This is a genomic window from Acidobacteriota bacterium, assembly GCA_040754075.1.
Taxonomy (GTDB): domain Bacteria; phylum Acidobacteriota; class Blastocatellia; order UBA7656; family UBA7656; genus JBFMDH01.
The window spans coordinates 28,974-55,200 of the sequence record JBFMDH010000028.1; the positions used below are offsets into that span (position 1 = coordinate 28,974).

25 protein-coding genes are annotated in these 26,227 nt (G+C 51.1%); 14 read left to right on the forward strand and 11 right to left on the reverse strand.

The features are described 5' to 3' along the window. Positions 1–50: 50 nt before the first annotated feature. From pstC to phoU, 4 genes are all read left to right on the forward strand, one after another. Positions 51–1,049, forward strand: coding sequence for a phosphate ABC transporter permease subunit PstC (pstC, locus tag AB1757_23920; protein MEW6130104.1), 999 nt, complete (start codon positions 51–53; stop codon positions 1,047–1,049). Continuing rightward, complete coding sequence (gene pstA / locus AB1757_23925; GenBank protein MEW6130105.1) at positions 1,042–1,878, forward strand: phosphate ABC transporter permease PstA; 837 nt, start codon at positions 1,042–1,044, stop codon at positions 1,876–1,878. The genes pstC and pstA overlap by 8 nt, the downstream gene beginning before the upstream one ends. 181 nt (positions 1,879–2,059) lie before the next feature. Then, positions 2,060–2,824, forward strand: a complete 765-nt coding sequence (gene pstB, locus AB1757_23930) for a phosphate ABC transporter ATP-binding protein PstB (GenBank protein MEW6130106.1) — start codon at positions 2,060–2,062, stop codon at positions 2,822–2,824. Positions 2,825–2,840: 16 nt separating this feature from the next. Then, positions 2,841–3,500 (forward strand): phosphate signaling complex protein PhoU, encoded by a 660-nt coding sequence (gene phoU, locus AB1757_23935; GenBank protein ID MEW6130107.1) that lies wholly within the window; start codon positions 2,841–2,843, stop codon positions 3,498–3,500. Between the two features lie 93 nt (positions 3,501–3,593). Here the strand turns inward: phoU and AB1757_23940 are convergent, their stop codons facing one another. Further along, on the reverse strand, positions 3,594–3,779 hold the full coding sequence (locus tag AB1757_23940) for a hypothetical protein (GenBank protein MEW6130108.1): 186 nt from the start codon (positions 3,777–3,779) through the stop codon (positions 3,594–3,596). Between the two features lie 115 nt (positions 3,780–3,894). Here AB1757_23940 and AB1757_23945 point away from each other — a divergent pair, with 115 nt between their 5' ends. Continuing rightward, on the forward strand, positions 3,895–4,593 hold the full coding sequence (locus AB1757_23945) for a hypothetical protein (protein ID MEW6130109.1): 699 nt from the start codon (positions 3,895–3,897) through the stop codon (positions 4,591–4,593). Positions 4,594–4,842: 249 nt separating this feature from the next. On the opposite strand, the gene AB1757_23950 is transcribed toward AB1757_23945, so the two are convergent. The 4 genes from AB1757_23950 to AB1757_23965 all read right to left on the reverse strand — a co-directional run bounded on the left by AB1757_23950 (position 4,843) and on the right by AB1757_23965 (position 8,372). Then, a complete protein-coding gene (locus AB1757_23950; GenBank protein ID MEW6130110.1) occupies positions 4,843–6,432 on the reverse strand; it encodes a 1,4-alpha-glucan branching protein domain-containing protein in 1,590 nt (529 codons plus the stop codon). 98 nt (positions 6,433–6,530) lie between these two features. After that, a complete protein-coding gene (locus AB1757_23955) occupies positions 6,531–6,920 on the reverse strand; it encodes a type II toxin-antitoxin system VapC family toxin (protein MEW6130111.1) in 390 nt (129 codons plus the stop codon). Then, entirely contained in the window at positions 6,921–7,157 is a 237-nt protein-coding gene (locus AB1757_23960) for a DUF2281 domain-containing protein (GenBank protein MEW6130112.1), read from the reverse strand. 69 nt (positions 7,158–7,226) lie between these two features. Continuing rightward, complete coding sequence (locus AB1757_23965) at positions 7,227–8,372, reverse strand: membrane dipeptidase (GenBank protein MEW6130113.1); 1,146 nt, start codon at positions 8,370–8,372, stop codon at positions 7,227–7,229. A gap of 115 nt (positions 8,373–8,487) precedes the next feature. Between AB1757_23965 and AB1757_23970 the strand changes: the two genes are divergently transcribed. The 4 genes from AB1757_23970 (at position 8,488) to AB1757_23985 (ending at position 14,020) form a co-directional block, all read left to right on the forward strand. Next, complete coding sequence (locus AB1757_23970; GenBank protein ID MEW6130114.1) at positions 8,488–9,060, forward strand: sigma-70 family RNA polymerase sigma factor; 573 nt, start codon at positions 8,488–8,490, stop codon at positions 9,058–9,060. An 81-nt stretch (positions 9,061–9,141) separates the two neighbouring features. Beyond that, entirely contained in the window at positions 9,142–9,735 is a 594-nt protein-coding gene (locus tag AB1757_23975) for a zf-HC2 domain-containing protein (protein MEW6130115.1), read from the forward strand. A 1-nt stretch (position 9,736) separates the two neighbouring features. Continuing rightward, complete coding sequence (locus tag AB1757_23980) at positions 9,737–12,571, forward strand: CHAT domain-containing tetratricopeptide repeat protein (GenBank protein MEW6130116.1); 2,835 nt, start codon at positions 9,737–9,739, stop codon at positions 12,569–12,571. A 180-nt stretch (positions 12,572–12,751) separates the two neighbouring features. Then, positions 12,752–14,020, forward strand: coding sequence for a S8 family serine peptidase (locus AB1757_23985; GenBank protein ID MEW6130117.1), 1,269 nt, complete (start codon positions 12,752–12,754; stop codon positions 14,018–14,020). Here the strand turns inward: AB1757_23985 and AB1757_23990 are convergent. Together AB1757_23990 and AB1757_23995 are read right to left on the reverse strand one after the other, a co-directional pair. Then, on the reverse strand, positions 14,004–14,606 hold the full coding sequence (locus AB1757_23990; protein MEW6130118.1) for a GNAT family N-acetyltransferase: 603 nt from the start codon (positions 14,604–14,606) through the stop codon (positions 14,004–14,006). The two genes, AB1757_23985 and AB1757_23990, sit on opposite strands and share 17 nt — an antisense overlap. Before the next feature lie 87 nt (positions 14,607–14,693). After that, positions 14,694–15,737 (reverse strand): DUF4912 domain-containing protein, encoded by a 1,044-nt coding sequence (locus tag AB1757_23995; protein MEW6130119.1) that lies wholly within the window; start codon positions 15,735–15,737, stop codon positions 14,694–14,696. A 289-nt stretch (positions 15,738–16,026) separates the two neighbouring features. Between AB1757_23995 and hfq the strand changes: the two genes are divergently transcribed. Continuing rightward, on the forward strand, positions 16,027–16,317 hold the full coding sequence (gene hfq, locus AB1757_24000; GenBank protein MEW6130120.1) for an RNA chaperone Hfq: 291 nt from the start codon (positions 16,027–16,029) through the stop codon (positions 16,315–16,317). A 32-nt stretch (positions 16,318–16,349) separates the two neighbouring features. Further along, positions 16,350–16,991, forward strand: a complete 642-nt coding sequence (gene tmk, locus AB1757_24005) for a dTMP kinase (GenBank protein ID MEW6130121.1) — start codon at positions 16,350–16,352, stop codon at positions 16,989–16,991. Here tmk and AB1757_24010 read toward each other — a convergent pair whose 3' ends face one another. From AB1757_24010 to AB1757_24020, 3 genes are all read right to left on the reverse strand, one after another. Continuing rightward, entirely contained in the window at positions 16,992–18,353 is a 1,362-nt protein-coding gene (locus AB1757_24010; protein MEW6130122.1) for a sigma-54 dependent transcriptional regulator, read from the reverse strand. Between the two features lie 148 nt (positions 18,354–18,501). Then, the gene (locus AB1757_24015) at positions 18,502–19,749 is read right to left on the reverse strand and encodes a DUF6599 family protein (GenBank protein MEW6130123.1); all 1,248 of its coding nucleotides are present in this window, start codon (positions 19,747–19,749) and stop codon (positions 18,502–18,504) included. 121 nt (positions 19,750–19,870) lie between these two features. Continuing rightward, entirely contained in the window at positions 19,871–20,506 is a 636-nt protein-coding gene (locus AB1757_24020; GenBank protein ID MEW6130124.1) for a PH domain-containing protein, read from the reverse strand. 334 nt (positions 20,507–20,840) lie between these two features. Between AB1757_24020 and AB1757_24025 the strand changes: the two genes are divergently transcribed. Both AB1757_24025 and AB1757_24030 read left to right on the forward strand, forming a co-directional pair. Then, a complete protein-coding gene (locus tag AB1757_24025) occupies positions 20,841–21,863 on the forward strand; it encodes an alpha/beta fold hydrolase (GenBank protein ID MEW6130125.1) in 1,023 nt (340 codons plus the stop codon). Positions 21,864–22,348: 485 nt separating this feature from the next. Then, on the forward strand, positions 22,349–22,789 hold the full coding sequence (locus AB1757_24030; GenBank protein ID MEW6130126.1) for a thioesterase family protein: 441 nt from the start codon (positions 22,349–22,351) through the stop codon (positions 22,787–22,789). On the opposite strand, the gene AB1757_24035 is transcribed toward AB1757_24030, so the two are convergent. Further along, on the reverse strand, positions 22,786–24,420 hold the full coding sequence (locus tag AB1757_24035) for an alpha/beta hydrolase-fold protein (protein ID MEW6130127.1): 1,635 nt from the start codon (positions 24,418–24,420) through the stop codon (positions 22,786–22,788). The two genes, AB1757_24030 and AB1757_24035, sit on opposite strands and share 4 nt — an antisense overlap. Before the next feature lie 192 nt (positions 24,421–24,612). On the opposite strand from AB1757_24035, the gene atpD reads away from it, so the two are divergent. Then, on the forward strand, positions 24,613–26,106 hold the full coding sequence (gene atpD, locus AB1757_24040; protein ID MEW6130128.1) for a F0F1 ATP synthase subunit beta: 1,494 nt from the start codon (positions 24,613–24,615) through the stop codon (positions 26,104–26,106). Positions 26,107–26,227 lie beyond the last annotated feature (121 nt).

The following is a 26,227-nucleotide window of genomic DNA, read 5'->3' on the forward strand; positions in this document are numbered from 1 at the left end:
AAGCGAAAGCGTCGAACAAGATTCAGGCGCTTTCGCTTTGTTGAAAAGCGATGAAAGCCACCAATACATCAAGTGAACTGCTGTCTTCCAAGCCCCAAAACCCAACGCTTCTCAGCAGGTTTATGGGTTCGATGCGCCCTGCCGATTGGCTTTTCAAACAAACGACCATGCTGTTTGCGCTGGCGATTGCCGGACTCGTGGTTTTGATTATCTACGAGATGGTGCGCAACTCGCAGTTGACCTTTGAAAAATTCGGTTTCACGTTCTTAACCGAAACGGTGTGGGACCCTGTGCGTGAACAGTTCGGCGCACTGCCGTTCATTTACGGCACCGTGATTTCTTCAATACTGGCGTTGTTGATTGCCGTGCCGATAAGCCTTGGCGTGGCGATTTTTCTTGTCGAACACGCGCCAGTGAAACTTGCGCAACCCATCTCCTTCGTCGTTCAACTCCTCGCAGCAATCCCTTCGGTGGTTTACGGACTGTGGGCAATCTTTGTGCTCGCGCCGCTGCTGCGCGATAACATCTATCCGCTGATTCAATCAACGCTGGGGTTTCTGCCGATTTTTCAAGGCAATATCAACGGACTCGGACTTTTGACTGCCGGCATCATTCTTTCGATTATGATTGTGCCGATCATCACCGCCGTCACCACGGACGTGATGCGGGCTGTGCCCAATACGCAACGCGAAGCCAGTTTTGCATTGGGCGCGACGAAATGGGAAGCGACCCAGATGATTTTGCAAAATGCCAAATCGGGAATCACCGGCGCGGTGATTCTCGGACTGGGTCGCGCGGTCGGCGAAACTATGGCGGTAACTATGGTCATCGGCAATCGCCCGAAAATTTCAGCATCATTGTTTGATCCGTCGTTTACTATCGCTTCGGCGATTGCCAATGAATTCACCGAAGCGACTTCGGAAATCTACCGCCACGCCTTAGTTGAATTAGGACTCATCCTTTTCATCATCACCTTTCTGATTAATGCCAGCGCCCGTTTGCTGGTTTACGCGGCAACCCGGCGGCAAGGAGGTGCAGCGCATGGATAGCCTATGGCGACGCAAAATGTTGAGCCGTGTGATGACTGTGCTCACCAGCGGTTCGGCGGTTCTGGTCATCGGGGTACTGGTGGTGATTCTCGGCTATCTGGCAATCAAAGGCGTAAGCGAGTTGAATCTCGGCTTTCTCATCAACACGCCCAAACCTGTCGGTGAAGCGGGAAGCGGCATTGCCAATGCCATCGTCGGTACATTGATTTTGATTGCGGTGGCGTCAGGTATAGGGCTTCCCATCGGCATACTCGGTGGCATGTATTTAGCCGAATTCAGTTCCAATCGTTTTGGCACGGTGCTCAGATTTCTGATTGATACGCTTACGGGCGTGCCGTCAATCGTCGTCGGGGTTGTCGCCTGGACAATTATCGTCAAACCGATGGGGCATTTTTCGGCGCTTTCGGGCGGCGTGGCGCTGTCGATTATCATGATGCCGATTGTCGCGCGCACCACCGAAGAGATGATTCGTCTGGTGCCGCAAAATTTGCGTGAAGCGGCGCTGGCGCTTGGTGCGCCGGTCTGGCGCATGAGCCTTGGCGTGGTGTTGCGCGCCGCTGCCGCAGGCGTTGCCACCGGCGCAATGCTTGCTATCGCCCGCATCGCCGGTGAAACCGCGCCGCTACTGTTTACCGCGCTCAGTTACAATGGCATGAGCCTGGACCTTTATCAGCCCATCGCCTCGCTCACCTATCAAATTTATTACTATGCCGGTTCGCCTTATGAGCAATGGCACGCGATGGCTTGGGCAGCGACGCTGGTGCTGGTCGGCATGATTTTTGCGATTAATGTCACGGTTCGGCTGCTCACCAGAAATCGCCACCAGTGATTTTGCGTGAAAGCGGCGCGAAAAATTCGTGATTGAGAAATTGATTATGAGTGAATCTGTAAATGCACAACGAATGAATGACCATCTGCAAAGTCGCAACCCGGCGTCTCAAAGCGTCGTTCCGCAAACTGTAAAATCGGAACAGGTGGTTGCGGAACCGGAGCAGGTCAAAGACACGGCGATGCGCGAGAAAACGGTGATTAAAATTCAGAATTTGAATTTTTATTACGGACGAACGCGCGCGCTCAAAAATATCACCTTTGCCATGCCTGAAAATCAGGTGACCGCTTTCATCGGCCCGTCGGGGTGCGGCAAATCGACGTTGATTCGCACGCTCAATCGTATGAACGATGTCATACCCGGCACGCGGGTTGAAGGTCTTGTAGAAATCGACGGGGAAAATATTTATGCGCCGTCAACCGATGTGGTTTCACTCAGACGCCGTGTCGGCATGGTCTTTCAAAAAGCCAATCCGTTTCCGCGTTCGATTTTCGATAACGTCGCTTATGGACTGCGCATCAATCGCTTGACGGGCTCGAAAGCCGAACTCAAAGAGCGCGTCGAAGCGAGTCTTCAGGCTGCTGCCTTGCTTGATGAAGTCAAAGACCGCATGCATGAATCGGCTTATGGATTGTCGGGCGGGCAACAACAACGTTTATGTATCGCGCGGGCGCTTGCCGTCGAACCGGAAGTCTTGTTGATGGACGAACCGACCTCTGCGCTTGACCCGATTGCGACGCAGAAAATCGAAGAGTTGATTGCCGAGTTGAAAGAGAAGTATACGATTGTTATTGTCACCCACAATATGCAACAGGCGGGTCGCATATCGGATTTGACGGCGTTTTTCTGGCTTGGCGAGTTGATTGAATTCAACACAACAGAGAAAATGTTTACCAAACCCGACAAACAGATGACCGAAGATTACATTACGGGTCGATTCGGATGATTCAGGAACCAGGTTTATGCACACACGACTAATCGAACATGATTTAAATCAATTGCGCGATAAATTGCTGTTGATGGGCGGCGCTGCCGAACAGGCGATTATGCGAACCATGCGCGCCTTAACGGAACGCGACTGCGACCTTGCCGAAGCGGTCATTCGCGAAGACGACGCCATCGATCAGATGGAACTGGAAATAGACCGCCTCTGTGTTGATGTTCTGGTGCTTAAACAACCTGCCGCTTCCGATTTGCGTTTTGTCATCTCGGCGGCGCGCACCGCTCCCGTAGTTGAACGCATCGCCGACCACGCGGTGAACATCGCCAAACACACACTGGCTTTAAATGATGAACCACAGATGAACGTCAACATCGATGTGATGCGAATGTCAAAAATCGTGCAGGAGATGTTGATTGCCGGGCTTGATGCCTTCACCTCGGGCGACCCCGAACGGGCGCGCGCCACGATTGCCCGCGATGACGAAGTCGATGTGTTATATGACCGCTTTACGGCGCAAGTCCTCGAAGCTATGGAAAGCAATCCGGCAAATATCAGGCGCGGTGCCGAGTGGCTGTCGATTTTGAAACATCTCGAACGCATCGCCGATTACGTGACCAATATTTGTGAACAGATTGTTTATATGGCGCGCGGGCAGGTCATCAAACACACCGTCTGGTAAACGCCAATCAAATTCGCCCTATCCGTTTTACAGACGTTTTATTCGATTGCCCCACATCCGGTCACCCCATCGCTATTGCTGATCATTGCGCCGCTATGCGACAGATTGACGTAACTGCCACTTGATGCGCGTGTAGGCGAAGCGAAAGCCCTGTCGTTCGTCGTAAAGTTGCGAGGCGCTGCCCGGCAAAGCGTGCGTCAGGGCGATGTCATGCCCTTGTTTTGCGCCGATGCCACTCCTTTTTTCAACATTTGTCCGTAACAATTTTTTAGTTGGCAAAATGTTTCATGACTGCTGTATAAATTCATGGTGGCTCTGAACTTTTGCCACTCATCCAGCGTAGGGTGGTGTGAGTTTTTCAATTTTTCAAATCAATTTTCAGGAGACTATAAAAATGCAGCTAAAAAGAATAGTGGCTCTCGCGGTCGTTGCTCTGTTGATTGGCGCAACAGCGGCAATGGCACAAAATAAATTTTCGGGTAAATACAAGGGCGTGGCAAAGAGCGATGCAATGGGCGATCTCCCCATCGAAGTGAATCTGGTCAACACCAACGGTAAACTCTCTGGCTCGATTGATACGGCGCAAGGTTCAGCGGCAATTACCGGCGGCTCCATCGCGGATGACGGCAAGTTCACCATGACGTTTGATGCAGGCGGAACGGAAGGCAAAGTTGAAGGCATGATCAAAGACGGCGTGGTCACTGGCAAATGGGATTTGGGCGGCGTCGGCGGCTCTTTGGAAGCCAAGACGGAAGGCGCAGGCACCCCGGCAGCGCCAGCCGCGCCAACAGCGGGCGGAGCACCGGCACTTTCAGGCGATTGGGCTGGTGAAGCCGATGTCATGGGACAAGCCATGCCGTTTACCCTCAAACTTACACAGGACGGCGCGGCGCTCAAGGGTGAAAGCACCTCCGACCAGGGTAGCGTGCCACTCAGCAACGGTAAAGTCGAAGGCAACAAAATCAGCTTTACACTCGATAGCCCGCAAGGTGCCATCGTTTTGACAGGGGTTGTCGTCGGCGACAAGATTGACGGCGAATATGATTTCGCGGGTCAAATGAAGGGCAAATGGAAAGCCACGAAGAAAAAATAACCTTTCTTCAATTGCGGATTGCAAATTGCGGATTGCGGATTAAACTTCGCAATCCGCTTTTATTTTTGCACACTCAGATCCTGAGTTTGTTTCAGGCGTTCAAGTCGCTTTCGGCGCTGCCTCGGTGTACTCTGCGGTGAACAGGCGTTGGCGGTGAAGATTTTTTAGGCTGACCAAATTCAGCAAAGCAAATTTGTGGAAGGATCAATACAAAAATTTCTTTCCCAGTCGGGACGCTAAACTTTTTCTTTACCTGCCTGCATAAACGCGATAATCAATCTCCTGAAAAATCGTGTCGCGCGATTCGACCTCCGCGAGCCACGCTTCATCAATCTCCTGCTTTTGAATCATCTCGTAGAGTTTCGTGAAGCGATGAATGTGGTCGCGGAATCGCTTAATCGCATACTGCACCGAAGTCGCAGTGGTAATAATAAATGCCCAGTCCGATGATTCCGCCAGCAACAGTTCGCGCGCCGCTTGATTCAAGGCGCGCAACATCAAGCCTTCAGCCTGCGGGTGCTTTTCGACGAGTTCAACCATGCGGTCTTCGGCAACGTGCTGGTGCATATACATCCAGTCGGTGTCGTTGTTAATCCAGACGCGATAGTAACCTTCTGCGCCCCACGATGAAGGACTCAAATCTTGATGTTGATTTTCGGTGTATTCGTTCAAATAATCCATCGGCGTTGCGAGTTTTATATCCGATTGGTCGTAATGAATTTTGCGAATCAAGTAATTTAAAAATTGCGGTCCTTCAAACCACCAATGCCCGAATAGTTCCGCATCATAGGGCGAAACCACCATTGGCTTTCGCCCCATCCACGAACGCAGACTGCGAACCTGCGCCTGCCGATGAAACATAAAATGCCCGGCGTGTTGCGCCGCTTTATTCGTAGCCCACGACGGCACGTAATGCTCTTTGAGTCCGAGATCAACTTTGCCGGTGACGCGATGATACTTGATTCCTAAATTGCGCCGCACGCCGTCTTCGTGCAGGTAAGGTTTGACGTATTCATAATCGCCATCAAATCCGAGGTCGCGATAGAACTCGCGATAATCGGGGTCGCCCGGATAACCGATGTCGGCGCTCCAGACCTGTTCGCTGGTCTGCACGTCGCGGGCAAAAGCCGCTATGCCTGCGGGCGTGATGACCGGCGCATAGATGCCGCGTCGCGGTTGCGGCGAACCGAATAGAATGGCGTGCGAATCGACGAAGAAATAACGAATGCCGGCTTCGGCGAGCAAACTGTCAACCTCCGGCGCAAAAGCGCATTCCGGCAGCCAGATGCCAAGAGGTGAGCGCCCGAAATGTTTTTCGTAATTGCGCTTGGCAACCTGAATCTGCGCGCGGCGCACTTCGTTGCGCGTCATGAGCGGCAAAAACCCGTGGGTAGCGCCGCACGTCATGATGTCAAGCGCCCCGGCATCCTGAAGGGCGCGAAAACCGTTTAACAGGTTGCGTTGATATTTGCCTTCAAACAAATCGCGTGAAGCGGTGAAATGGTTCAAATACATCTCGGCGGTCTCATTCATCGCCGGATGATTTTTGGTGCGGCTGACCTCTTTTTCGCAAAGCTCGACGAGTTTGTTGACGTGACGCAGGTAACGTTCTTGCAGATGCGGGTCGGCAAGCATTTCGCAAAGCGGCGGCGTCAGCCCGATGGTGACGCGCAAAGGAATATTTTCGTTGACGATGTTCTCAAAGACGAAAAGTAACGGCAGGTAAGTTTCGCTGATCGCTTCAAAGAGCCATTCTTCTTCGAGAAATTCGGGATATTCCGGGTGACGCACAAACGGCAAATGCGCGTGTAAAACAATGGCGAGTAGTCCTTGTTCCATAGCTGCTAATCCTAGCGTGATTATCGGTTAAGTTCTAGCCAAGCGACTCGGTCAAAACGCGAATCCAGTTGCCGCCCATGATTTTTTCAACAAACGAGTTATGGATAGGCAAGTATTTTCAGCCCTTTGATGAATCGGAAATCTCTTTGATTTTTGGTAATGAATTCGGCGTTATGTTGCAAAGCAGTAGCAGCAATCATCGCATCGGGTATCAACAAACCATGACTCAATCGATATTGTTTCAACAAACCAACAGCATTTTCTGAAATTTCTTCGGTAATGTTGATTATTTTAAATCTGGACAGGAAGCGTTCAAGCTCTTTGACCTCTGTTTTGTTGCGACAGCCAACCAGCAATTCCATTTGGGTGATGATGCTTGCTGCCAAATAAGACTTTTGCTCAATGTGGTTCAAACAAATAATGGCATCACTTACACCGCGACCTGCGTCAATCAAAATATCCGTATCGGTAATCGTGAAATCAGCCATTCAATCTTTCCATTCGCGCTCACGCAAATTGCGAACCCAGGTGCTGCTGTCTTTCATATCGTCGCGGTCATGCCACATACCAATAAAGGCTTCTTTTTTGATGTCTGACCTTTTTGATTTTTTTTTCGGCTTCGGTTTTTTATAACGACTCTGTAAAAATGCAATAAAGTCGGCAACCAGACGCTTGTCTTCAGGTGGTAGCGCATTGAATTCTCGCAAAAACTCTTCTTGGCTCATCAGATTGACTCCCGATGTTATGCGGTTCAATACTGCCAGAAATCAATTTTAATGAGAAGCCATTCGCGCTCAGCCAAGCGACTCGGTTAAAACGCGAAGCCAGTTGCCGCCCATGATTTTTTCAATCTCCGTCAGCTTAAAGCCGCTTTTTTCTAATGCCGCGTGAATCGTAAACATGCGATTAATGTTGTTGAGTTCGGGAATGACGACGTGTTGCGGGTCTTTATCAAATCCCAGTACACCTTGCTTGCCGACCGACCGCCACCAGTCGAGATAATCTTTGACGCCTTCGGTATTGTTGTTTTTGAGTTTGACTAAATTGGGTTCGCCAGACAGCGGATAATCATTAGCAATCGCTGCGGTATCAATGCCGCCGATTTTGATGATATGACGCAATTGTTTAATCAATGCGTCAAGGTTGGGCGCTGAATTATTGGTGAGCCAGAAACTCATCATGAAAATGCCCATCGCGCCGCCGGTTCGGGCAATGCCGCGAATCACTTCATCCGAGGCGCAACGCGCATTGTTGACAATCGCCCGACACGCGCCATGCGAAAGGATTACCGGCTTGCGACTGGCGCGCAACACATCAAGCGAAGTCGGGTCGGCAACGTGTGACAAATCGGCAATGATGCCAATCGCATTCATGCGTTCGACCGCTTCAAAGCCGAGTTTCGTCAGTCCCATCCAGTTTTTTTCAATGCAACCGCCGCCAAACGGGTTGTTGTTGTGATGGGTGATTTGCAGAATTCTCAGTCCGAGTTCATAAAATAAATCAATGCGCGAAGGGTCTTCGCCGAGCGGTTCGCAACCTTGAAATTGCAAAAAGACCGCCGTTTTACCTTGCCGAAACGCTTCTTTGATGTCACTGCCGCGAGTTGCCAAAAAGGCGCGTTTTTTTGTTCGTAACAATTGTCGCGCCTGCACTATAGAACTGGAGCAGGCTTCAAAGGTGCGCCAGTAACGAATGCTGCCGTCAGTGGTTTTCAGTTGCGTGGCTTGTGATACGTCGGCAATTAATGCCGAAAGCCCTGATGCCGCAAAATCTTCGTCAGGGGTTGAAGGAATCGCCAGACATAACCCATCAACAAAAGGGAAGTCGGGTTTTCGGCGCTTAATCGGTTTGGTCAGTCCCAAAGGGGCAAGCGCGGCAACCCCAGCGGCATTTTTTATAAAGCTTCTGCGCGACAGCAGAGACAAATTCTTTTTTATCATCTTTCCTCTTCTTCGGGTTTCGGTAACGCTGCAAAATATTACACGTTAATCAATTGCTAGACAAAAACCTTCGTAAATCTTATCTTGTAACGAACACTTGAGCGCGAGATAACGAATGGAACAAAGCGATGCGGAATTGGTGAAGGCTTGCAGAAATGGCGACGAATCGGCATGGGAAAAATTGATTTTGCGTTACCAGCGATTGATTTACAGCATTCCGCGTCGCGCCGGTCTTGATGAAGATACCGCCACCGAAATTTTTCAAAACGTCTTTGCCAGTTTCATTGAAAAGCTCGACACCATCGAACAACCCGACCGCATTCAAGCCTGGCTTGTGACCACCGCGAAACGCGAAACCTGGCGCTTCATCTTCAAACAAAAAAATCTGCAAACCGAAACTCTGCGCGACGAAGTTGATGGCAGTGAAGCGTTGGATTTGCCCGATAATGCGCCGCTCGCCGATGAAGTCTTGCTCAGGCTGGAAGCGCAAAATCAGGTTCGCAATGCCGTCGAGACTCTCGATGAACGCTGTCACCGCTTATTGAAAATGCTCTTTTATACGAGCGAGCCGCCGACTTATGCGGAAATCACCGCCGCGCTGGGCATTCCCTCTGGCAGTATTGGCCCGACCCGGGCACGGTGTTTGCAAAAACTGCTGACGGTTTTGCAGGGACAGGGATTTGTTTAAATTAATTTTCGAGTAGGTATTTTTTACATACCTCAGCGCACTGTCCGATTGAGAGAAGCCTTTAAATGGAGAGCTGAAAGCATGAGCCAAAAGCCGCACATCGAATTTTCAAAAATTGCCGACCTCATTGACCACCGTCTTCCGGCAGACGAAACGTCGTCCGTTCTCACACACCTTGCCGCCTGCCCCGACTGTGCAGCGCAACACGCGAAACTCGAAAGAGCAGTTTCGCTGATGCAGGCAAATGAACTGGAAGACGCGCCGCGTTATGCCGTCGCCAAGGTCGTCGATTTGTTCAAGCCACGCGCCAGACAAAGTATTCCTTTATTGAAACGCCTTGTTGGGTTATTAAAATTCGATAGTCAACAGATGATGCCGGCATTCGGTGTTCGTTCAGGCGCGGCTGCGGAACGCCAGATGCTCTTTTCGGCAGGCGACCACGAATTGCAATTGCAAATCACTCGCGCAGATGAAGGCTGGATGGTTTCCGGGCAAGTCCTCGGCGATTGCGATGGCGGTGAAATCGCCATTAAAAACCCGAATCTGACGAAACAGACCGCGCTCAATGAATTATGTGAATTCACGTTGCCGCCGGTTCCCGCTGGCAACTACGCCTTGACTCTCAGTTTGAATCACATTGAAATAGAGGTTTCTGATTTAAACTTAGGGGCTTAATATGACAGCAGATGAGTTAGCCGCCAGGCTCATTGCGGCTGACCCGGCAGAGCAAATCGAACTGCTCGCCAAGTATCAATCATCGCTTAACCTTGACCTTGCCTACGTGCTCAAATCCTTGTTTTATGACACAAGGATTGCTGACCCGGCATCTGCGCGGCGCGCATCAGATGCGCTCACGGGGCTTGCCACCTTCACGAAAAATCCTGAAATCACGGCGCTCGCCAACTGGATTGCCGGGATTGCCGCGCTTGAAATCGACGGACAAATCGAACCGGCGCTCGCGCAACTCAATGCCGCCGAACAGCGTTTTCTGGAAATGCATAAACCCCATGATGCGGCGCTAACCTCCATCAGTAAACTGAGAGCTTTGGCGATGCTTGGGCGTTATGACGAGGCGCTCGAATGCGGCGCGCAGGCGCGTGATGTTTTGGTGGCGCAGGGCGATTTACTTGCCGCAGGGAAAATCGAACACAATCTCGGCAATATTTATTTTCGCCGCGACCGTTACCATGAAGCAGAAAAATTATATCGCGCGGCGCGCGCGCGTTTTGCTGCGGTTGATGACCAGAATCAATTGGTGTTGATTGATACCTCGCTGGCGATGACGCTCATCAATCAACATCGCTTTCGTGATGCCGAGGCGCTTTGTCGGCAAGCCCTGGCGCGCGCCGAAGCGACCGGACAGGTCATCGCACAAGCGGCGATTGAATGCGACCTGGGTTGTCTGGCGTTGTTGCAGGGGCGTTATCATCAATCGCTTGATTTGCTGGAAAAATCGCGTCGTCGATATGCCGCGCTTGGCCTCGCGCATGAATCGGCAATTGCCGATTTGGAACTTGCGAATGCTTACCTTGAACTCAATCTTGCGCCCGAAGCCGAGGCGCTTTACAGCAAAACCATCCCGGTTTTTGCGAAACTCGGAATGCAAGCCGAACAGGCGCACGCCCTGGCTGCAAATGCCCGCGCCCATCTTCTGCTCGGTCAGTTTAAAGAGGCGGCAACAAGCCTTGCCGAGGCGCGCGCGCTTTACGTTTTGGAAGGCAACCTGGTCGGTGAGGCGATGGTCAATTTCGCCGAAGCGCAAATTGATTTCGCGCGCGGCGATTTCGCTCGGTGCGAGGCGAGGGCGCTGAAAGCGGAATTGCCGCTTACCAGGGTTGGCGCGCGCGAACGCGCTTTGCTGGCGCGATGGCTGCGCGGCGAAGCCTGCCGCGCCCAAAATCGCGAAGCCGATGCCCGCGAAATTTTCAATGCGATTTTAAGCGATGCCGGAATTCAGGGGTTGCCGCAAATCGCTCAACGCTGTTACACCTCGCTGGGTTTTCTCGAAGAAAACCATCATGAATTTTTAAACGCCGAAGCCGCCTTTAAACACGCCGTTGAACTCATCGAAGATTTACGCGCCCTGTTGCCGAGCGATGAATTTCGCACCGCTTTTGTTTCCGACAAACTGATTCCTTATATCAAACTCGTTGAACTGTGTTTGCGAGATGAAAACCGACTGGCTGAAGCGATTGATTATGTCGAGCGTTCGCGTTCACGCTCACTTGCCGATATGTTGAGCGGCGCGGTGCAACTTAAAACCAAAGCGCGCGACCCGTTTGAAGCCGGAATGCTTGTCCAACTTGAAACCTTACGCGAAGAGTTGAACTGGCTTTACCGGCAAATCAATCGCCCGCCGGAAACCGACCCGGAACAGCACGCAAAAAATATCGCCGCGCTCTATGAAACGGTTCATGAGCGCGAAACCCGCATGCTTGAAATCATGCGCCATATCCAACAACGCGGCGATGATCGGTTGATTCGCGTTGAACCGTTCGACCTTGCAAAACTGCAAAGGCAATTAGAACGCGAGACGGCGATTATTGAGTATTTCAGCATCAATGATGAATTGCTCGCTTTCATCATCACCGGAGATGCTATTCATCTGGCGCGCAATTTAGGCAGCGAACGCGCCATCACCTCAATGGTTGAACGCCTGCGCTTTCAAATCAATTCATTGCGTTATGGCGCGGCGCGTATGCAAAACCACTTGTCGCAACTTGCCGTTCGCGCGCGCCATTATCTGGCGTCGCTTTATGATGCCTTGCTCAGACCGTTTATAGAAAATTTGGTGGCGCAACGGCTCGTCGTGGTGCCGCATCGCGCCCTGCATTATGTGCCGTTTCACGCGCTTTATGACGGCGAGCATTATGTGATTGAAAGGCGCGAAATCTGTTATGCGCCAAGCGCCAATGTGTTGAGTCATTGTTTGAATGCGCCGCAACGCAATTTTCAAAAGGCTTTATTATTTGGCGTTGCCGACGAACAAGCGCCACAAGTGCTCGATGAAGCAGTGGCGCTCGAACCGTTGTTTGCAGAGGCAAAAATATTTCTGGGTGAGGCGGCAACGCTTGCCGCGCTCAATGAACAGGCTGCCGATGCGGAAGTTTTGCATCTGGCTTGTCACGGGCAATTTCGTTCGGATAATCCGCTGTTTTCGAGTTTGAAATTAAGTGATGGCTATCTGACGGCGCGCGACGCTTATCAGTTGAATCTGCAATGTGGGCTGGTGACCTTGAGCGCCTGTGAAACGGGAATGAATGCGATTGCGCCGGGCGATGAATTGCTGGGTTTGACGCGCGGATTTTTTTCCGCAGGCGCGCCAACCTTGTTGCTCACTTTATGGACGGTTGATGATGCCGCAACCGCTGAACTCATGAAAATTTTTTACGGGCGATTGCTTGCAGGCAACGCGCCCGCTGCGGCTTTGCGGTTTGCGCAATGTGAAATGTTAAAGCGCGCGCCGCATCCTTTCTTCTGGTCTCCCTTCGTATTAATGGGTCGCTGGTGAGGCTTTGACTCCCATTCAATCGCAATAAATCGTTTTACTACTCGCACAACTGAAATGGTTACGCCAATCGCTTTGAAATTTTATTTGCAACAACAGGTATTTTTTTACCGCTTCGCTGCACTTATATACAAAAGGGATTTCTGCACTTAAAGATGAGCAAGGATTTCGGAGGAGACCAAGATGCGTAGAAGCGGGATTTTTATTTTATTACTCGGACTGATATTTTTCTGTCTGTGTGCCTTTCCTGGTGCTCAATCGAAAAACGTGAAAGCGGCTCCAAGCGGCAGAACGGTGCCGACCGAAGTCGTTGTCAAACTCAATAATCCCGATGATCTCGTCGCGGTGGCGCTTGATTACGATCTTGATCCGACGCCGATTGCCCAATTTGGCGCGCGTCCGATTTACCTTTTAAAAATTGTCGGGGGCGATTCGCCTAACGATAGAGCCGATGCTTTAATGGCTGACTTGCAAGGGCGGGTGGCTTATGCGGAACCCAATTTCGTCGCCGAACCGCCGGAAGATTCGGGGCGTGTATTGTGGTCGGCGGGCGGCGGCGCAACCGAATATTATACGCAATGGGTTCCCCTGAAAATTCGCTTGCCGGAAGCCCATATGGTGACGCGCGGCGCGGGCAACACGATTGCGGTGCTCGATACGGGTGTTGATTTCAACCACCCTCAACTCGCCGGGCATTTGCTTCCGGGTTATGATTTTATTGATGACGATAATGACCCGACCGAAGTCGGTGTTTATGGCGAAGACCGCGGATTCGGGCATGGCACACACGTTACCGGTCTGGTGGCGCTGGTTGCGCCCGACGCCCGCATTATGCCCATACGAATTTTAAATGAGCGGGGGGAAGGCAGTTTGTGGACGCTCGCCCAAGGGTTGCTCTATGCCGTTGACCCTGATGATAATCTTTCAACCAATGATGGCGCGAACATCATTAACCTCAGTCTCAGCACCATTGAAAGAAGCAAACTGATAAAGGATATTTTAAGAGCCGTGACCTGTCAGGACATTACATCGCCCGATGCTTTTCCTTGCATCAAACCCGGCGTTGTCGTCGTCGCTTCGGCGGGCAATAACGGGTATGACACCCTCGAATATCCCGCGGCGGAACCGGTCAGCGGTTTGATTTCGGTGGGGGCGAGCACCGAATTCGATACCTTAGCATCATTTTCAAATTTCGGTTCGTGGGTAGAAATTGCTGCCCCCGGCGAATTGGTTTTGAGCACCGTTCCGGGTGGCGGGTTTGGCACCTGGAGCGGAACATCGATGGCTGCGCCACTGGTCGCCGGCGAAGCTGCACTGGTGCGTTCGGTGCTATCCAAATCTGCTCCGTCAAAAATTATTCAACGGATTACTTCAAGCAGCGCAGATATCAGCGGAGCGGTGCGCGAGCGCATTGATACGGCTTACGCGGTTGGCCTCAGTCGCCTGCATTAAAGGCATCGCGCATTAACGCATAATAGACGGTATCGCGTCCGTTACTTATCTGGCGTTTTAAGAAAGTCATTCCCAACTTTTGCATTACCCGAACCGAAGCTGTATTCGGGGCATCGGCGCTCGCTTGAATGCGCTCAAAATTGAGTCGTTCAAAGCCGTACTGAATCACGGCTTGCGCGGCTTCGCTGGCGTAGCCGTTGCCCCAGTGCCTTGCGGAAATCGCGTAAAGCAATTCGCATTCGGGCGGTTCGTGAAAAAACCAGTAACCGCAAAATCCAATCAACGACCCTGTATCGCCGAGGCGCACACCCCAGAGTCCAAAATTTTGCGCAGCAAAAAGCTCTGTGCTGGTTTGCAAAAAACTCTCAATCTGTTCACGCGGTAAAATTTCATCATCGAAAAGATAGCGGCGCACACCCGCTTCGATGCAGAGTTGATAAAACGCTTCCACGTCATCCGGGCTGAGCGGACGCAGATTCAATCTATGCGTTTCAATGATGCGTGACATATGCATAGAATTGATTGAGGGAAAACGTAAGGCGTCGTTGCGCGCCTGTCGGTTGCTGGTAGCCTTTGCGTGAAACACGGTTTTCCAGGTGAAAAATATATTTCACGCAAAGACGCAAAGGTTGGCAAAGACCGCAAAGCTGTATCCGCCACAAACTCACCAGCTTTACAAATCTTTCAATAATTGTCTGAGCGTCGAGCCGTAACTGAGTTCCGGCTTCTGATATTTGGCGTCGGAACTGATGCGCCGCAAGGGTAATTTCGGAAAGTGCAATTCGCTCACCGGCAGTTGCATCATGTCCGATGCGCCGACAAAAAATCTCGGCGCGAGATGCACGGGATGGGTGTGGTCTGTGACCCATTCGCGTTCGTCCTCGATGGCTTCGCGCAAGAGTTCCGGCAAAAAATGCATCAAGCCAACCGACGCGATGTCGCTGCCGCTTTCTCTCATCAACTGCATCAACAAGTCGCGAATATTTTCGGGAAACGCCGAAATCATATCCGCCGTCAGCTTGCCCCCCGCTAAAACAAAGAGTATCGCTTCGCGAATATCATCAGAGAGTTTATCGAGGGTTTCCGCCATCGCATCTTCGCTCACTTCGATACCGGGCATCGCCGCGACCGTAATGTCCAGGGATTGCTCTGCGCCAAAGCCCGATTTTTCGAGCACCTCGATAAACTCGACCGGTTCAAGCCGATATTCGGCTTCGTCGGCGGTAAGCGGCGAAATCGTGCCGCGCGGCGTTTGAACGGTGTTTGAAGCAATCAGGGAAATGTAACCATGAATCGGCGAATGCACGCCGATTTCAAATTGATAGGCGCGGTCTGGAAAGACCATCATCCAGTAACGCCCGCGATTTTTGACATTGAAAAAGGCTTCCTGCCCGCCATTCATATCGCGTAATTTCAACACGGTTTTGAAAGTGGCAACCTCTGCGGGCGCGAAAAGTCTGGTGAGCGCTTCGAGATGGGCTTCGCGCACCTCCCAGTAAATGAAGACGCGAAACGGGTCTTGAATCATGGCGCGAATAATGTCTGTGCCGTAAGTTTCAGGGATGGGCAACCCCAAATCTATGTAAGGCTCGGCATCTACCGAGGGTTGCGCCTGGGCATCCGGTACAGGCAAAGCGGTTGAAAGCGGCGGTTCAGATATAGCGGGTTTCAGAATCGGTGATGTCTTAAAAGGCGACGATGGTCTCAGTACAAACAATTTTATATCTCCTAAGTCAGATCGAATTTTCCGAGTAAAATAAGCAGCTAGTTTGTCGGCTCAAGCGGGCGAGTGTCAAGTAAGTTAGCTACAGGGTCTGAAACATCAGTTGTAAACCAAAAAGTTTCAAAGCATAATAGAGGCTGCGAATAGCGGTTAGGGTCTTTAAAATCAGTAGCCGAATTAAACAAACGCAAGCCCTGTTGCTATCGCTAAGGTAACGATTTCTTCACATGATTGCAGGAACAGGATATCCGCTTTAACTTTTTGCGGGAGGAGACTTTGCAAAATGGAAAAAAATCCACAAACACAAAACACCATACAAGATAATTTCCTAAATCACATTAGAAAAGACCGGATACCGGTCACGATTTACTTGATGAGTGGGGTCAAGTTGTCAGGTAAAGTCCGAAGCTTTGACAAATATTCATTGATCTTAGAAGCAGGCGCACAGGAGCAGTTGATATTCAAACACGCCATTTCAACGGTTTGCATCACGCGCATGGGCGGGGGACGAGATTCGTATCACAGCCGCGACCGCGACCATTCCGAAAGTTCCGAACATTCATCACCGGAGTAACGAGTCGTTAGGATTTTCTCAACCGGAAACTAATGGCTAACGGATTTTTCATCACCTTTGAAGGCATAGACGGTTGCGGCAAGAGTACGCAATTGGAGATGCTTGCGGATGCTTTAGGCAAACGCGGGTTGCCGGTCGTCACCACCCGCCAACCGGGCGGCACCGGTATTGGTCAACAAATTCGCGAGTTGATGATTAAGGAACACCACCGTCTGGCGGCGCTTGCCGAACTGTTGCTCCTGATGGCTGACCGCGCACAACACGTCGCCGAATTCATTAAACCGCATCTCGAACGCGGTCACATCGTGCTCTCAGACCGTTATACTGATTCAAGCGTGGCGTTTCAAGGGTATGGGCGCGGCGTAGAGATTGCAACGGTCGATGAACTCAATCGTTTGGCAACGGCTGCCCTTGAGCCGGATTTAACGCTGCTGTTTGATTTGGATTTGCAGGTAGCGCGGTTGCGACTCGATAAACGTGATGCGAGCCAAGCGCAGGAAGCAATGAAAGGCTTTGATGATGAAGAAGAGGATTTTCATCGTCGGGTTCGCGAAGGTTATTTAGAGATTGCCAAAGCTCACACCTCGCGCTTTCGCATCATCGAAGCTGGCGGCGGCGTACAGGAAACCCACGACCAGGTTCTCGCGATAGTTTTACCTTTGCTGCAACCCTAATCAATTCTGATTGAGTTTGCCGTTAATCCCCAGCGCTTTCATGCGGCGGTAAAGATGTGAGCGGTCGTAGCCCATCGCTTCGGCGGTGCGGGTGATGTTGCCGTCATGTTCAGCCAGCTTGCGCAAAATGTATTTGCGCTCGAATACATCCCGTCCCTCTTTGAAGGAATTGAAATCAAAGCGCACCGGCAACGCCTCTTCGTTATAATCCAGCGAAGGTAAATCGCTCGATTTAATCTCAGATTTGGAAGTCATAATCACCACCCGCTCGACAATATTTCTCAGTTCCCGCACATTGCCGGGCCAGGCGTGCGCGGCTAAAGTTTCAAGCGCATCGGCAGTGAAATGTTTCGGCAAACGATTGTAGCTTGCGGAAAACTTGCGATTGAAATAATCAATGAGCAGCGGAATGTCTTCGATGCGCTCCCTGAGCGGCGGCACTTCAAAGGGAATCACATTCAAACGATAAAACAGGTCGGCGCGAAAGGTGCCGCGTTCGATTTCCTCATTTAACTGTTTATTCGTAGCCGCAATGATGCGCACATCAACTTTAATCGGAGTATTTGACCCGACTGCTTCAAAGCGTTGCTCTTCAAGAACGCGCAACACTTTTGCCTGCACTTTCAAACTCATATCACCGACTTCATCGAGAAAAAGCGTACCGCCATCGGCTTGTTCAAATTTTCCGCGCTTGGCTTGAGTCGCGCCGGTAAACGCGCCCTTCGTATGTCCGAAAAGTTCCGATTCGATTAACTCTTCAGGAATTGCCGCGCAGTTGAGTTCAACAAAAGGCTGCGCGGCGCGAGCAGATTCGCGATGCAGAGCACGCGCCACGAGTTCTTTGCCGGTTCCCGATTCGCCGTAAATCAGAATGCGCCCGTTGGTCGGCGCGGCAAGCGCAATCTGCTGGCGCAAGGCGCGCATCGGCACGCTTTCACCGACCATTGCATATTCATCGCTGAGTTGCTGGCGCAGTCTTTGATTATCGGCTTCGAGTTGTTTCTGGCGCAGCGCGTTGCTGACGGCTAAAACCGTGTGTTCGATTTTTAAAGGCTTTTCAATGAAATCGAGCGCCCCGAGACGTGTGGCTTTAACCGCGGTTTCGATATTGCCGTGACCGCTAATCATAATCACGGCGGTTTCGGGAAAAGTGGTTTTCAAGCGTTCAAGGGTTTCAATGCCGTCAATCCCCGGCAACCAGACATCGAGCAACACACAACTGAAAATGCGTTGTTCAAATGCCGCAAGACAGGCTTCACCCGATGCGGCGGTTTCAACTGCAAAACCTTCGTCTTCGAGAACCGCTGCCAGCGTGCTGCGAATCCCTGCTTCATCATCAACGATTAAAACGGAATTGGGCATATGTCAGGACTGAGTGCTGAGGACTGAGGACTGAGAAGAAACGATGAAGTAGGAACGATGAAGGATGAACAAGAAGAAAATCTCAGTTCATCGTTTATATTTCATACTTCATACTTTCTACAACTCAGTCCTCAGTCCTCAGTCCTTTTTACTCTTTCTTTGGCGGCAAGCCGAGAATGATGTCTTCCAGCGGATCAAGTTGCAAGCGCAGCATGCCACCGGCATCGGAAAACGATTCGCGATTTTGTTTGCGGCGTTTGAGAAAAACAAAGGTTCCGAAAAACAATCCACCAAACATCATCAACCCGCCTGCAAGACCAATCAGGCTGAAAATCGATAGCAGCATCTGCGCGACCTTTTGTTCGTGAAACGGGTCGCGTGTGGGAATCGCCGGATTTTGCAGCCACTTGACGACATACGGATATTCGATGGAACCGACTAACTGTTCTGCCTGTTCGCGGTCTGTGAAATTCGTAGCGCCAACCAGAAAATTACCGATGCGTTTGACGATGAGTTGTTGTTGCGCTTCGGCAGAAAGCGATGCAACAAAACTGGTCGCCTGGGCGTCGGCGTCTGCGGCAAATTGCGGCGTGTGATATTCGACAATCACTAACTGCAAGGCTTTGGCTTGCGAACCCACAAGCTTTCCGACAGTTGTTTGGTTGGGTGTCGCGACGGTCAACGGATATTCGGCAAACGCGGCTTCGGCATCGCCATCGAAGATGAAGATTTCACTAGCGCGCGGGAAATATTTACCGAGGGACTGGCCGCCGAGAAAGTAACGTTCACTGCGCGCCGCCGGATTTTTCGGCAAACTATTGAATAATGTCGGGCGCTCTGCCGAGGCTTCATCTGCGGAAATATTTTTCGCGACCTCGGTGGCAACGGCGTTAAAACTTGCGCCAGCAGTTCGCCCCGGTTGAAGGCTTGCGATGCGAACAAAATAATTTTGCTTCCAGAAAATCAAACTGTCGCCAAGCGCCAGGCTATTTGCGCCAATCGCCGATTTCACCGGTTGGCTCAACGTTTCACCGGCTTGATAAGTGAACGCGCCAAAAGCAGCACTCGGCGAATCGCTTTGAAAAATATCAACGCGAACCTTGCCATAGGCGCGCGAGGCTGCCGCAACCGTGCGGTATTCCTGATAGATTTTGGCTTTATCGCCGACCAGTTGATTCAAGCTTTCGGCATTGAAAGTTTTGGCTTCGCCGGTCGCAATGATACCCGCAAGTCTTGCGGGCAATAACTCGGCAAGCGGTTTTGCGGGCGCGGGTTTTGCAGGTTCAATAGTGACAATTTGTGGCGCGGGATTTTGATTGTCCTGGGCGACCGCAAACGATTGTGTAAATAATAAAGCGATAATTAAGTTGAATAATAAAACGCTTAGGCGCTTCATCCGATAAACCTCTTCGATAGTTTCTGATTTCTGGTTTCTGGTTCATAAGGCTTAATAACCGGAAACCAGTAACTTCTTTTATTAGACACCTGTAATTTTCATTCGGTTCCGACAAACCGGTTTATTTAACGCGACGCAATTCCGTGAGAATGATGTTGGCATAATGCTCAGGGTTATGGACTTCGTCCAAGACAATTTTGCCGCCTTCCGATGCGCTATCGATTTCAATGTCGCCAAGTTTGAGCAAACGTTGCCAGACCGAAGCCGTGACCGTGACATCCTGAATTTTCGCCAGCGGAATGTTGCGCACGGTCTTGGCGATAATGCCATAACGCATTTCGAGTTTGTGATTGGTTAAAACATAAACTTCGCGGCGGCGGAGAAAATGTTTGTAAAGCGGAATCGCGTAAATCACCAGCGCCACAATCAGGATGACGATAAAGGCGATGCCATTGCTCATATCCTTGAAATAGGCGCTTTTCAGCCAACCGAGCAAAGCTGCGACCACCAGCAAAAGCACAGTCGCGATGGCATACCAGACCATCACGAAAATCAACGTCGGTCTGAGGGTAAAGATGTTGTGTTCATCGGCAATCGGCCCAAGCGTTGGCGCTGATGGCGTATATCCCGCAGCATAATTGGGAACGCCTTGAGCCGTCGGCGGAGGCGCGCTTTGACCTGCGGGCAGGGCTGCGCCACAACTATTACAAAACCGGCTGCCGGGTGTGAGTTTCGCGCCGCATTGATTACAAAACATAGATTTATTCGCTGACCTTATGTTGGAATTTTGTCTTCAACGGTCATTCTAACATACGAACAAATGCGGCGGCGAAGCCTGAAAAGGCAAAATTATTCAGCATTCAGCGAATACTTTGAAAAACCCATCCGCCAAATCCCTTTCATTCGCCTGATTCGGGGATAAGTTTGACCTCTCATTGGTGAGCGATTTACTTGATGGAGACAATTTGAAGGCTGCTGGTTTTTAATCACCGAGCGAAGTTCGCTATTCGCATCACGCAGGCGGACATCTTATAATCAAGGTGAGACTTCTTATCAACAACAAATTTGAATTTCATCAATGAGGTGATGAAATGAACGAAGATAACAAAGAGATAAACCAGACCCCGATTACTGAATCAACGGCAGCGAGCTGGCTTCCCAAAATAGATAGAGAACATGCTTCGCGCTGGCTGAAACTTGCGGGGTTGTTTGCCGCAGGCGCAGCCGGGTCGTTGACCTTGCTGGTGGGCGCGGCAAGTTTCCCGCTTTCAGGGTTGCTGGTTCGACCCAAAATGAAGCGCGTCGCGCAACTCAAAAGTCACCGCCTGCGCGAGTTTATCAAATACGCGGGGATTGAGTATGAAGATGTCCAGATGCCTTCATTCGATGGAACGCAACTGCATGGTTGGTGGTTTGAAAGCGGAAAAGATGCAGCCACGGTCATCGTGATTCACGGCGTCAGAAAAAACCGCACGGATGTTTTACGCGCCGCCCTGGCATTGCACCACGCGGGATTTAATGCGCTGGTGTTTGACGGACGCGGGCACGGCAACAGCGAAGGTTACTATGTGACCTACGGGTTTAACGAACGCCGCGATGTTGAATCGGTGATTGACTGGTTGGCGAACCATAAAGCGATTGATAAAACCCGCATCGGGCTGGTAGGCGAATCGATGGGCGCGGCGATTGCTTTGCAGGTAGCCGCGGCGAACGATTGGATTGGCTGTGTGTGGGCAGATAGCCCGTTTGCGTCGCTCAGACGCATCTCGCACGAATTTATTCAAAGCGCCACACGTTTGCCGAATGTGGTTTTACATCCGGTGATGTGGACGGCGAGACAATGGGCGAATTATCGCGGCAGTTTCGACATCGAAGCCATCGAACCCGTCGCCCTTGCGCCGCAAATCAAATGCCCAGTCTATCTGGTTCACGGAACCGGCGACGAGTTAATCGCGGTCAGACATTCCCAGGAAATTTACGAGGCACTGACGATTGAAAAAGAGTTATGGATAGTCGATGGTGTGCGCCATGCGAAAGCCGCGCGCCATGCCAAACACGATTATCGCGAACGCCTGCTTAAATTTTTCAAAACCAAACTGGCAAAAAGCGAATGATGAATTTTGATTCGGCGTTGACATTTTTGCGCGGGCTTTGGTAAGTTATCGGTTCCTTCACCACGAAGGATTTTTCCTGAGTAGCTCAATGGTAGAGCATCCGGCTGTAAACCGTTGCAGCTTCCACAGGCGACTGTGGTTGACAAACTGGGTGAATTCAAGGAACCCTTCGCTAATGCAAGTTAGCATGGCAACCTTGAGCGAAGCCTGCTGAAGGGTATCAAAGTAAGCAGGAACGTGCAGAGACTAGGAGTTGAGGAACCCATCCAATAAAACTCCCACGAGCGCCCGGCAACTTGAAAAAGTTGATGAAATAGTCCGCACCTTTGCGAAAGCATAGGAGAAAGCGTAACCGGAGGGTTGTAGGTTCGAGCCCTACCTCAGGAGTTCAAAACGAAAGCGGTAGTCAGTAATGGCTGCCGCTTTTGTTTTTCAGCCGATATTGATTTGCCTGCGTTCAACTATTCATTCATCATAAGCCGCGTATGAAAACGGACTTCAAATTTCATCACTCCTACCGCGTGATTTTTGCCGATACCGATTTGCAGGGCATCGTTTTTAACGGCAATTACATGACCTATTACGACATCGCCTGGACGGAATACTTTCGGGCGATGGGCTATAACTATCAATCGCTTCTGGAAACCACCGGCGTCGATACGGTGCTCGCCAGAACCACTATTGAATTTAAAGCGCCCGCGCGATTCGATGATATGCTGGAAATCTATACCCGCATCGCGAGAATCGGCGCCAAAAGCCTCACCTTTGAATTTGAAATTTACCAGGCAGGCGAAGACCGACTCCTCAGCACAGCGACTTCGATTTATGTTTGCGTAGACCCGAAAACCCTCGCCTCAGTTGTCGTCCCCGATGCCATGCGAAAAATGATTGCTGAATTTGAAGGCAGCGCCTTGTTAAGCGTTTAATGATTGCTTCGCGACTTCTCAATGCGCGCCGCCATTTCATCAATCATCTGTCTTTGGGTGAGTCCGAGCCAACAATGACCTTTACCCGCGCCGTAAAAAATTCGCGCTTCGATTGACGGTTTAGCTTGCGTGAAATGTTCATCCAGCATATGCACGGCGTTATTCAAAAAATAATTATCGGCTTCGCCAACCCAGATATTGATTTTGCCTTTTAATTTCGGCGCAAGCGTCGTCCAGTTGGTTTGCAACACCAGTCGCAAATCATATTTTTTCCAATGTTCGACGACGCTCGCATCAATCTCGCCGGTCTTGGGATGCCAGAGCGGACGCGGGCGACCATCCGCGCCGCGCGGCCCATAGGTCGCATTCCAGGCGCCCCATTGTTCGCCTGACATTGCCCAACTGTCGCCCGCGCCCAAGACATTTTCCATCTGGCATTCGTGGCGAATCGTGAAGCGGGTTTCGCCGTTTATCTCTCTGGCGCTTGGGCGTTCAAAGCCGTATTGATTCACATAAGCATTTTTATCGCGGTAGATGTTGACGAGTTGAAAGCCGCGAAAATCCACGCCATCGGGACAGTATGACCAGGTGCCATTAAAGAAATCGGGATAGAAAACCTGCAAGGCAAACGATACCCAACCGCCCGTCGAACCGCCATCCAATACCCGCGCGTAAGGTTCACCGATGCCGCGAAATTTCTGTTCAACAAAAGGAATCAATTCCTGCGTGACGGCATCCCCGTAGGGACCGTTATTTGCCGAGTTGACTTGATAGCAGTCACCAAACGGGCCATCGCCGTCCAGGTGCAACACAATCATTTTCGGTGTACTGTCGTCATTCCAGGCGCTGAAAAATTCCGAACCCGGCGACATCATGCGCTGTACGCCTGTAAAGCGCGAACCGTAACCGCCGATGTGCACCCGCAAAGGGTATTGGCGCGACGGCTCTTTGGCGAAATCTTTGGGCAAGATGATTCCGGCGCGCAGATAAATCGGACGCCCATGAAATTTACTGAGCAATGCGGATTTGATTTTGACGAATTTGACCGAGTCGCTGTCGGCAGGCAATTGTTCTTCGGGTATTTTTTGCGTGAGTTCGATTTTTATGGTGCCGCCTTTTGTCGGGTCAATGGTGGCGCGTTGCACCATGCTGTAAAGATTATGCGGCGCGTTCACCGATTTTAAATCGTTGTTGATATCGAAAAGCGCTTGAATGAAATAGTCGCCCGCCGGTAATTTCGCTAGGCTTTCAATCGGAAATGCGACACAGGAATTATCAATGACGCCAGGTTTGCCGGTTGCAAAATTTTCCACGTCGCGCGCGAAAACCGGCGCGGATTCCATGCCGGTGCGCCCAATCAACAGGCGCGGTTCGGGTTGCGCGAATTTTCCGAGAACCATAAACAGTCTGCCGTTTTGTGGTTTGTCGAGTAATCCGGCGGCAACCGTCACTTCAAATTTCAAACTTGAGCTTTGCGAGTCTGTAGCCAACAAAGCGTATTCGACGGGCAGGCGCGCAATTGCCGATGGCGCATTTTCATTCGCGTAAATCGGTTCATTGAAATGGCTGACCGCTAAAAAAGCGAAAACCGTAACCAGTAAGGCGAAGCTAACCAATAGAAATTTATTCATGTGCAGAAAGACTCCGATTCGATTCGGCTGTCAGCCGAGCATAGCTTGTTTTACAGATACGCTCAAGCTATAACAGAATTGCTGAGACAGACTAGCCAATTCCGCAATCTTTATGCTATTTTCTCACACTTTGAACGGCATAATTATTGACCGCTAGGAATACGCTCTGCATATCAAAAGGAGAATTTTTTAATGGCAAACGAGGGCAAAGTGATACAGGTCATCGGGCCTGTTGTGGACGTTGAATTCGATGAAGCAGCGTTACCCCCGATTTATCAAGCTCTGAGAGTCGTCAGTGAAGGTTTTGAGGTTCCCGAACCCATCAACATCGTCGTTGAAATCGAACAACACCTCGGCGAAGGCCGTTGTCGTTGCGTTTCGATGCTACCCACGGAAGGCATCGTGCGCGGCATGAAAGCTGTAGATACCGGCGGACCCATCACCGTTCCTGTCGGACCGGCAACACTTGGTCGCGTACTCAACGTCATTGGCGAACCGGTTGACCAACTTGGCGCGGTGACTTCCGATAAACACTACCCCATTCATCGTCACGCGCCGGCATTTGCCGAACAGTCAACCAACCTCGAAATGTTTGCCACCGGCATTAAAGTCATTGACCTGATTCAACCGTTTTTGCGCGGCGGCAAAATCGGTTTATTTGGCGGCGCAGGCGTCGGCAAAACCGTGTTGATTATGGAACTCATCAACAACGTCGCCAAAAAAAGCGGCGGTTATTCGGTGTTCGGCGGCGTCGGTGAACGCACACGCGAAGGCAATGACCTGATTCGCGAATTCGTCGAATCCCGGGTGATCGATTTCGGCGATGAATTCCAGGAGCATTTTGAAAAGACCGGCGAATTCAATTTAAGCAAAGTCGATATGAAAGCGGTCGGCAGTTCCAAAGCCGCGCTGGTTTATGGACAGATGACCGAACCGCCCGGCGCGCGCCTGCGCGTGGCGCTCACGGCACTCACGGTTGCCGAATATTTCCGCGACGAAGTCGGAACCGACGTGCTCCTCTTCATCGACAACATTTTCCGGTTCACCCAAGCCGGTTCCGAAGTGTCGGCATTGCTTGGTCGTATGCCTTCGGCGGTCGGCTATCAACCGACGCTGGCTACGGAGATGGGCGAATTGCAGGAACGCATCACCTCAACCAAACGCGGCGCGGTCACTTCCGTGCAGGCGATTTACGTCCCTGCGGACGATTACACTGACCCCGCGCCGGCGACCACCTTCGCGCACCTCGACGCAGTCACGGCGCTTTCGCGTCAGATTGCCGAGTTAGGGATTTATCCGGCGGTTGACCCGCTTGCCTCAAACTCGCGCATTCTTGATCCACGCATCGTCGGTGATGACCACTACAACACCGCGCAGGATGTCAAACGCATCTTGCAACGTTACAAAGACCTGCAAGACATCATCGCCATTCTCGGTATCGATGAGCTTTCCGAAGACGACAAACTGGCGGTGTCGCGTGCCCGCAAAGTGCAACGCTTCCTGTCGCAACCTTTCCACGTTGCCGAACAGTTCACCGGCATTCCGGGCAAATTTGTCACCATTGATGAGACCATTCGTGGTTTCCGCGAAATCATCGATGGTAAACACGACGATATTCCCGAACAGGCGTTCTTCCTCAAAGGCGGTATTGATGAAGTTGTTGAAGCCGCCAAAGCGATGCAATAAGCGGTTAATGACAGACCGTCACTGATGAAGAGGTGAGAGGGGAAAGCGGTGAAGAGGTGAGGTTAATTTCAACTCTTCACCTCGGCGCGCGTTGGTTCAATCAAAAGTTGAATGATTGGCG

Bases quoted from the DNA above. Each gene is read 5' to 3' on its own strand.
- AB1757_23960 (MEW6130112.1), bottom strand. From the start codon at position 7,157: ATGAGCCAAGAAGAGTTTTTGCGAGAATTCAATGCGCTACCACCTGAA.
- phoU (MEW6130107.1), top strand. From the start codon at position 2,841: ATGCACACACGACTAATCGAACATGATTTAAATCAATTGCGCGATAAA.
- AB1757_23955 (MEW6130111.1), bottom strand. From the start codon at position 6,920: ATGGCTGATTTCACGATTACCGATACGGATATTTTGATTGACGCAGGT.
- pstA (MEW6130105.1), top strand. From the start codon at position 1,042: ATGGATAGCCTATGGCGACGCAAAATGTTGAGCCGTGTGATGACTGTG.
- AB1757_23985 (MEW6130117.1), top strand. From the start codon at position 12,752: ATGCGTAGAAGCGGGATTTTTATTTTATTACTCGGACTGATATTTTTC.
- AB1757_24035 (MEW6130127.1), bottom strand. From the start codon at position 24,420: ATGAATAAATTTCTATTGGTTAGCTTCGCCTTACTGGTTACGGTTTTC.
- hfq (MEW6130120.1), top strand. From the start codon at position 16,027: ATGGAAAAAAATCCACAAACACAAAACACCATACAAGATAATTTCCTA.
- AB1757_24025 (MEW6130125.1), top strand. From the start codon at position 20,841: ATGAACGAAGATAACAAAGAGATAAACCAGACCCCGATTACTGAATCA.
- AB1757_24015 (MEW6130123.1), bottom strand. From the start codon at position 19,749: ATGAAGCGCCTAAGCGTTTTATTATTCAACTTAATTATCGCTTTATTA.
- tmk (MEW6130121.1), top strand. From the start codon at position 16,350: ATGGCTAACGGATTTTTCATCACCTTTGAAGGCATAGACGGTTGCGGC.
- AB1757_23950 (MEW6130110.1), bottom strand. From the start codon at position 6,432: ATGGAACAAGGACTACTCGCCATTGTTTTACACGCGCATTTGCCGTTT.
- AB1757_23970 (MEW6130114.1), top strand. From the start codon at position 8,488: ATGGAACAAAGCGATGCGGAATTGGTGAAGGCTTGCAGAAATGGCGAC.
- pstB (MEW6130106.1), top strand. From the start codon at position 2,060: ATGCGCGAGAAAACGGTGATTAAAATTCAGAATTTGAATTTTTATTAC.
- AB1757_23965 (MEW6130113.1), bottom strand. From the start codon at position 8,372: ATGATAAAAAAGAATTTGTCTCTGCTGTCGCGCAGAAGCTTTATAAAA.
- AB1757_24030 (MEW6130126.1), top strand. From the start codon at position 22,349: ATGAAAACGGACTTCAAATTTCATCACTCCTACCGCGTGATTTTTGCC.
- AB1757_23975 (MEW6130115.1), top strand. From the start codon at position 9,142: ATGAGCCAAAAGCCGCACATCGAATTTTCAAAAATTGCCGACCTCATT.
- atpD (MEW6130128.1), top strand. From the start codon at position 24,613: ATGGCAAACGAGGGCAAAGTGATACAGGTCATCGGGCCTGTTGTGGAC.
- AB1757_24020 (MEW6130124.1), bottom strand. From the start codon at position 20,506: ATGTTTTGTAATCAATGCGGCGCGAAACTCACACCCGGCAGCCGGTTT.
- AB1757_23945 (MEW6130109.1), top strand. From the start codon at position 3,895: ATGCAGCTAAAAAGAATAGTGGCTCTCGCGGTCGTTGCTCTGTTGATT.
- pstC (MEW6130104.1), top strand. From the start codon at position 51: ATGAAAGCCACCAATACATCAAGTGAACTGCTGTCTTCCAAGCCCCAA.
- AB1757_23980 (MEW6130116.1), top strand. From the start codon at position 9,737: ATGACAGCAGATGAGTTAGCCGCCAGGCTCATTGCGGCTGACCCGGCA.
- AB1757_24010 (MEW6130122.1), bottom strand. From the start codon at position 18,353: ATGCCCAATTCCGTTTTAATCGTTGATGATGAAGCAGGGATTCGCAGC.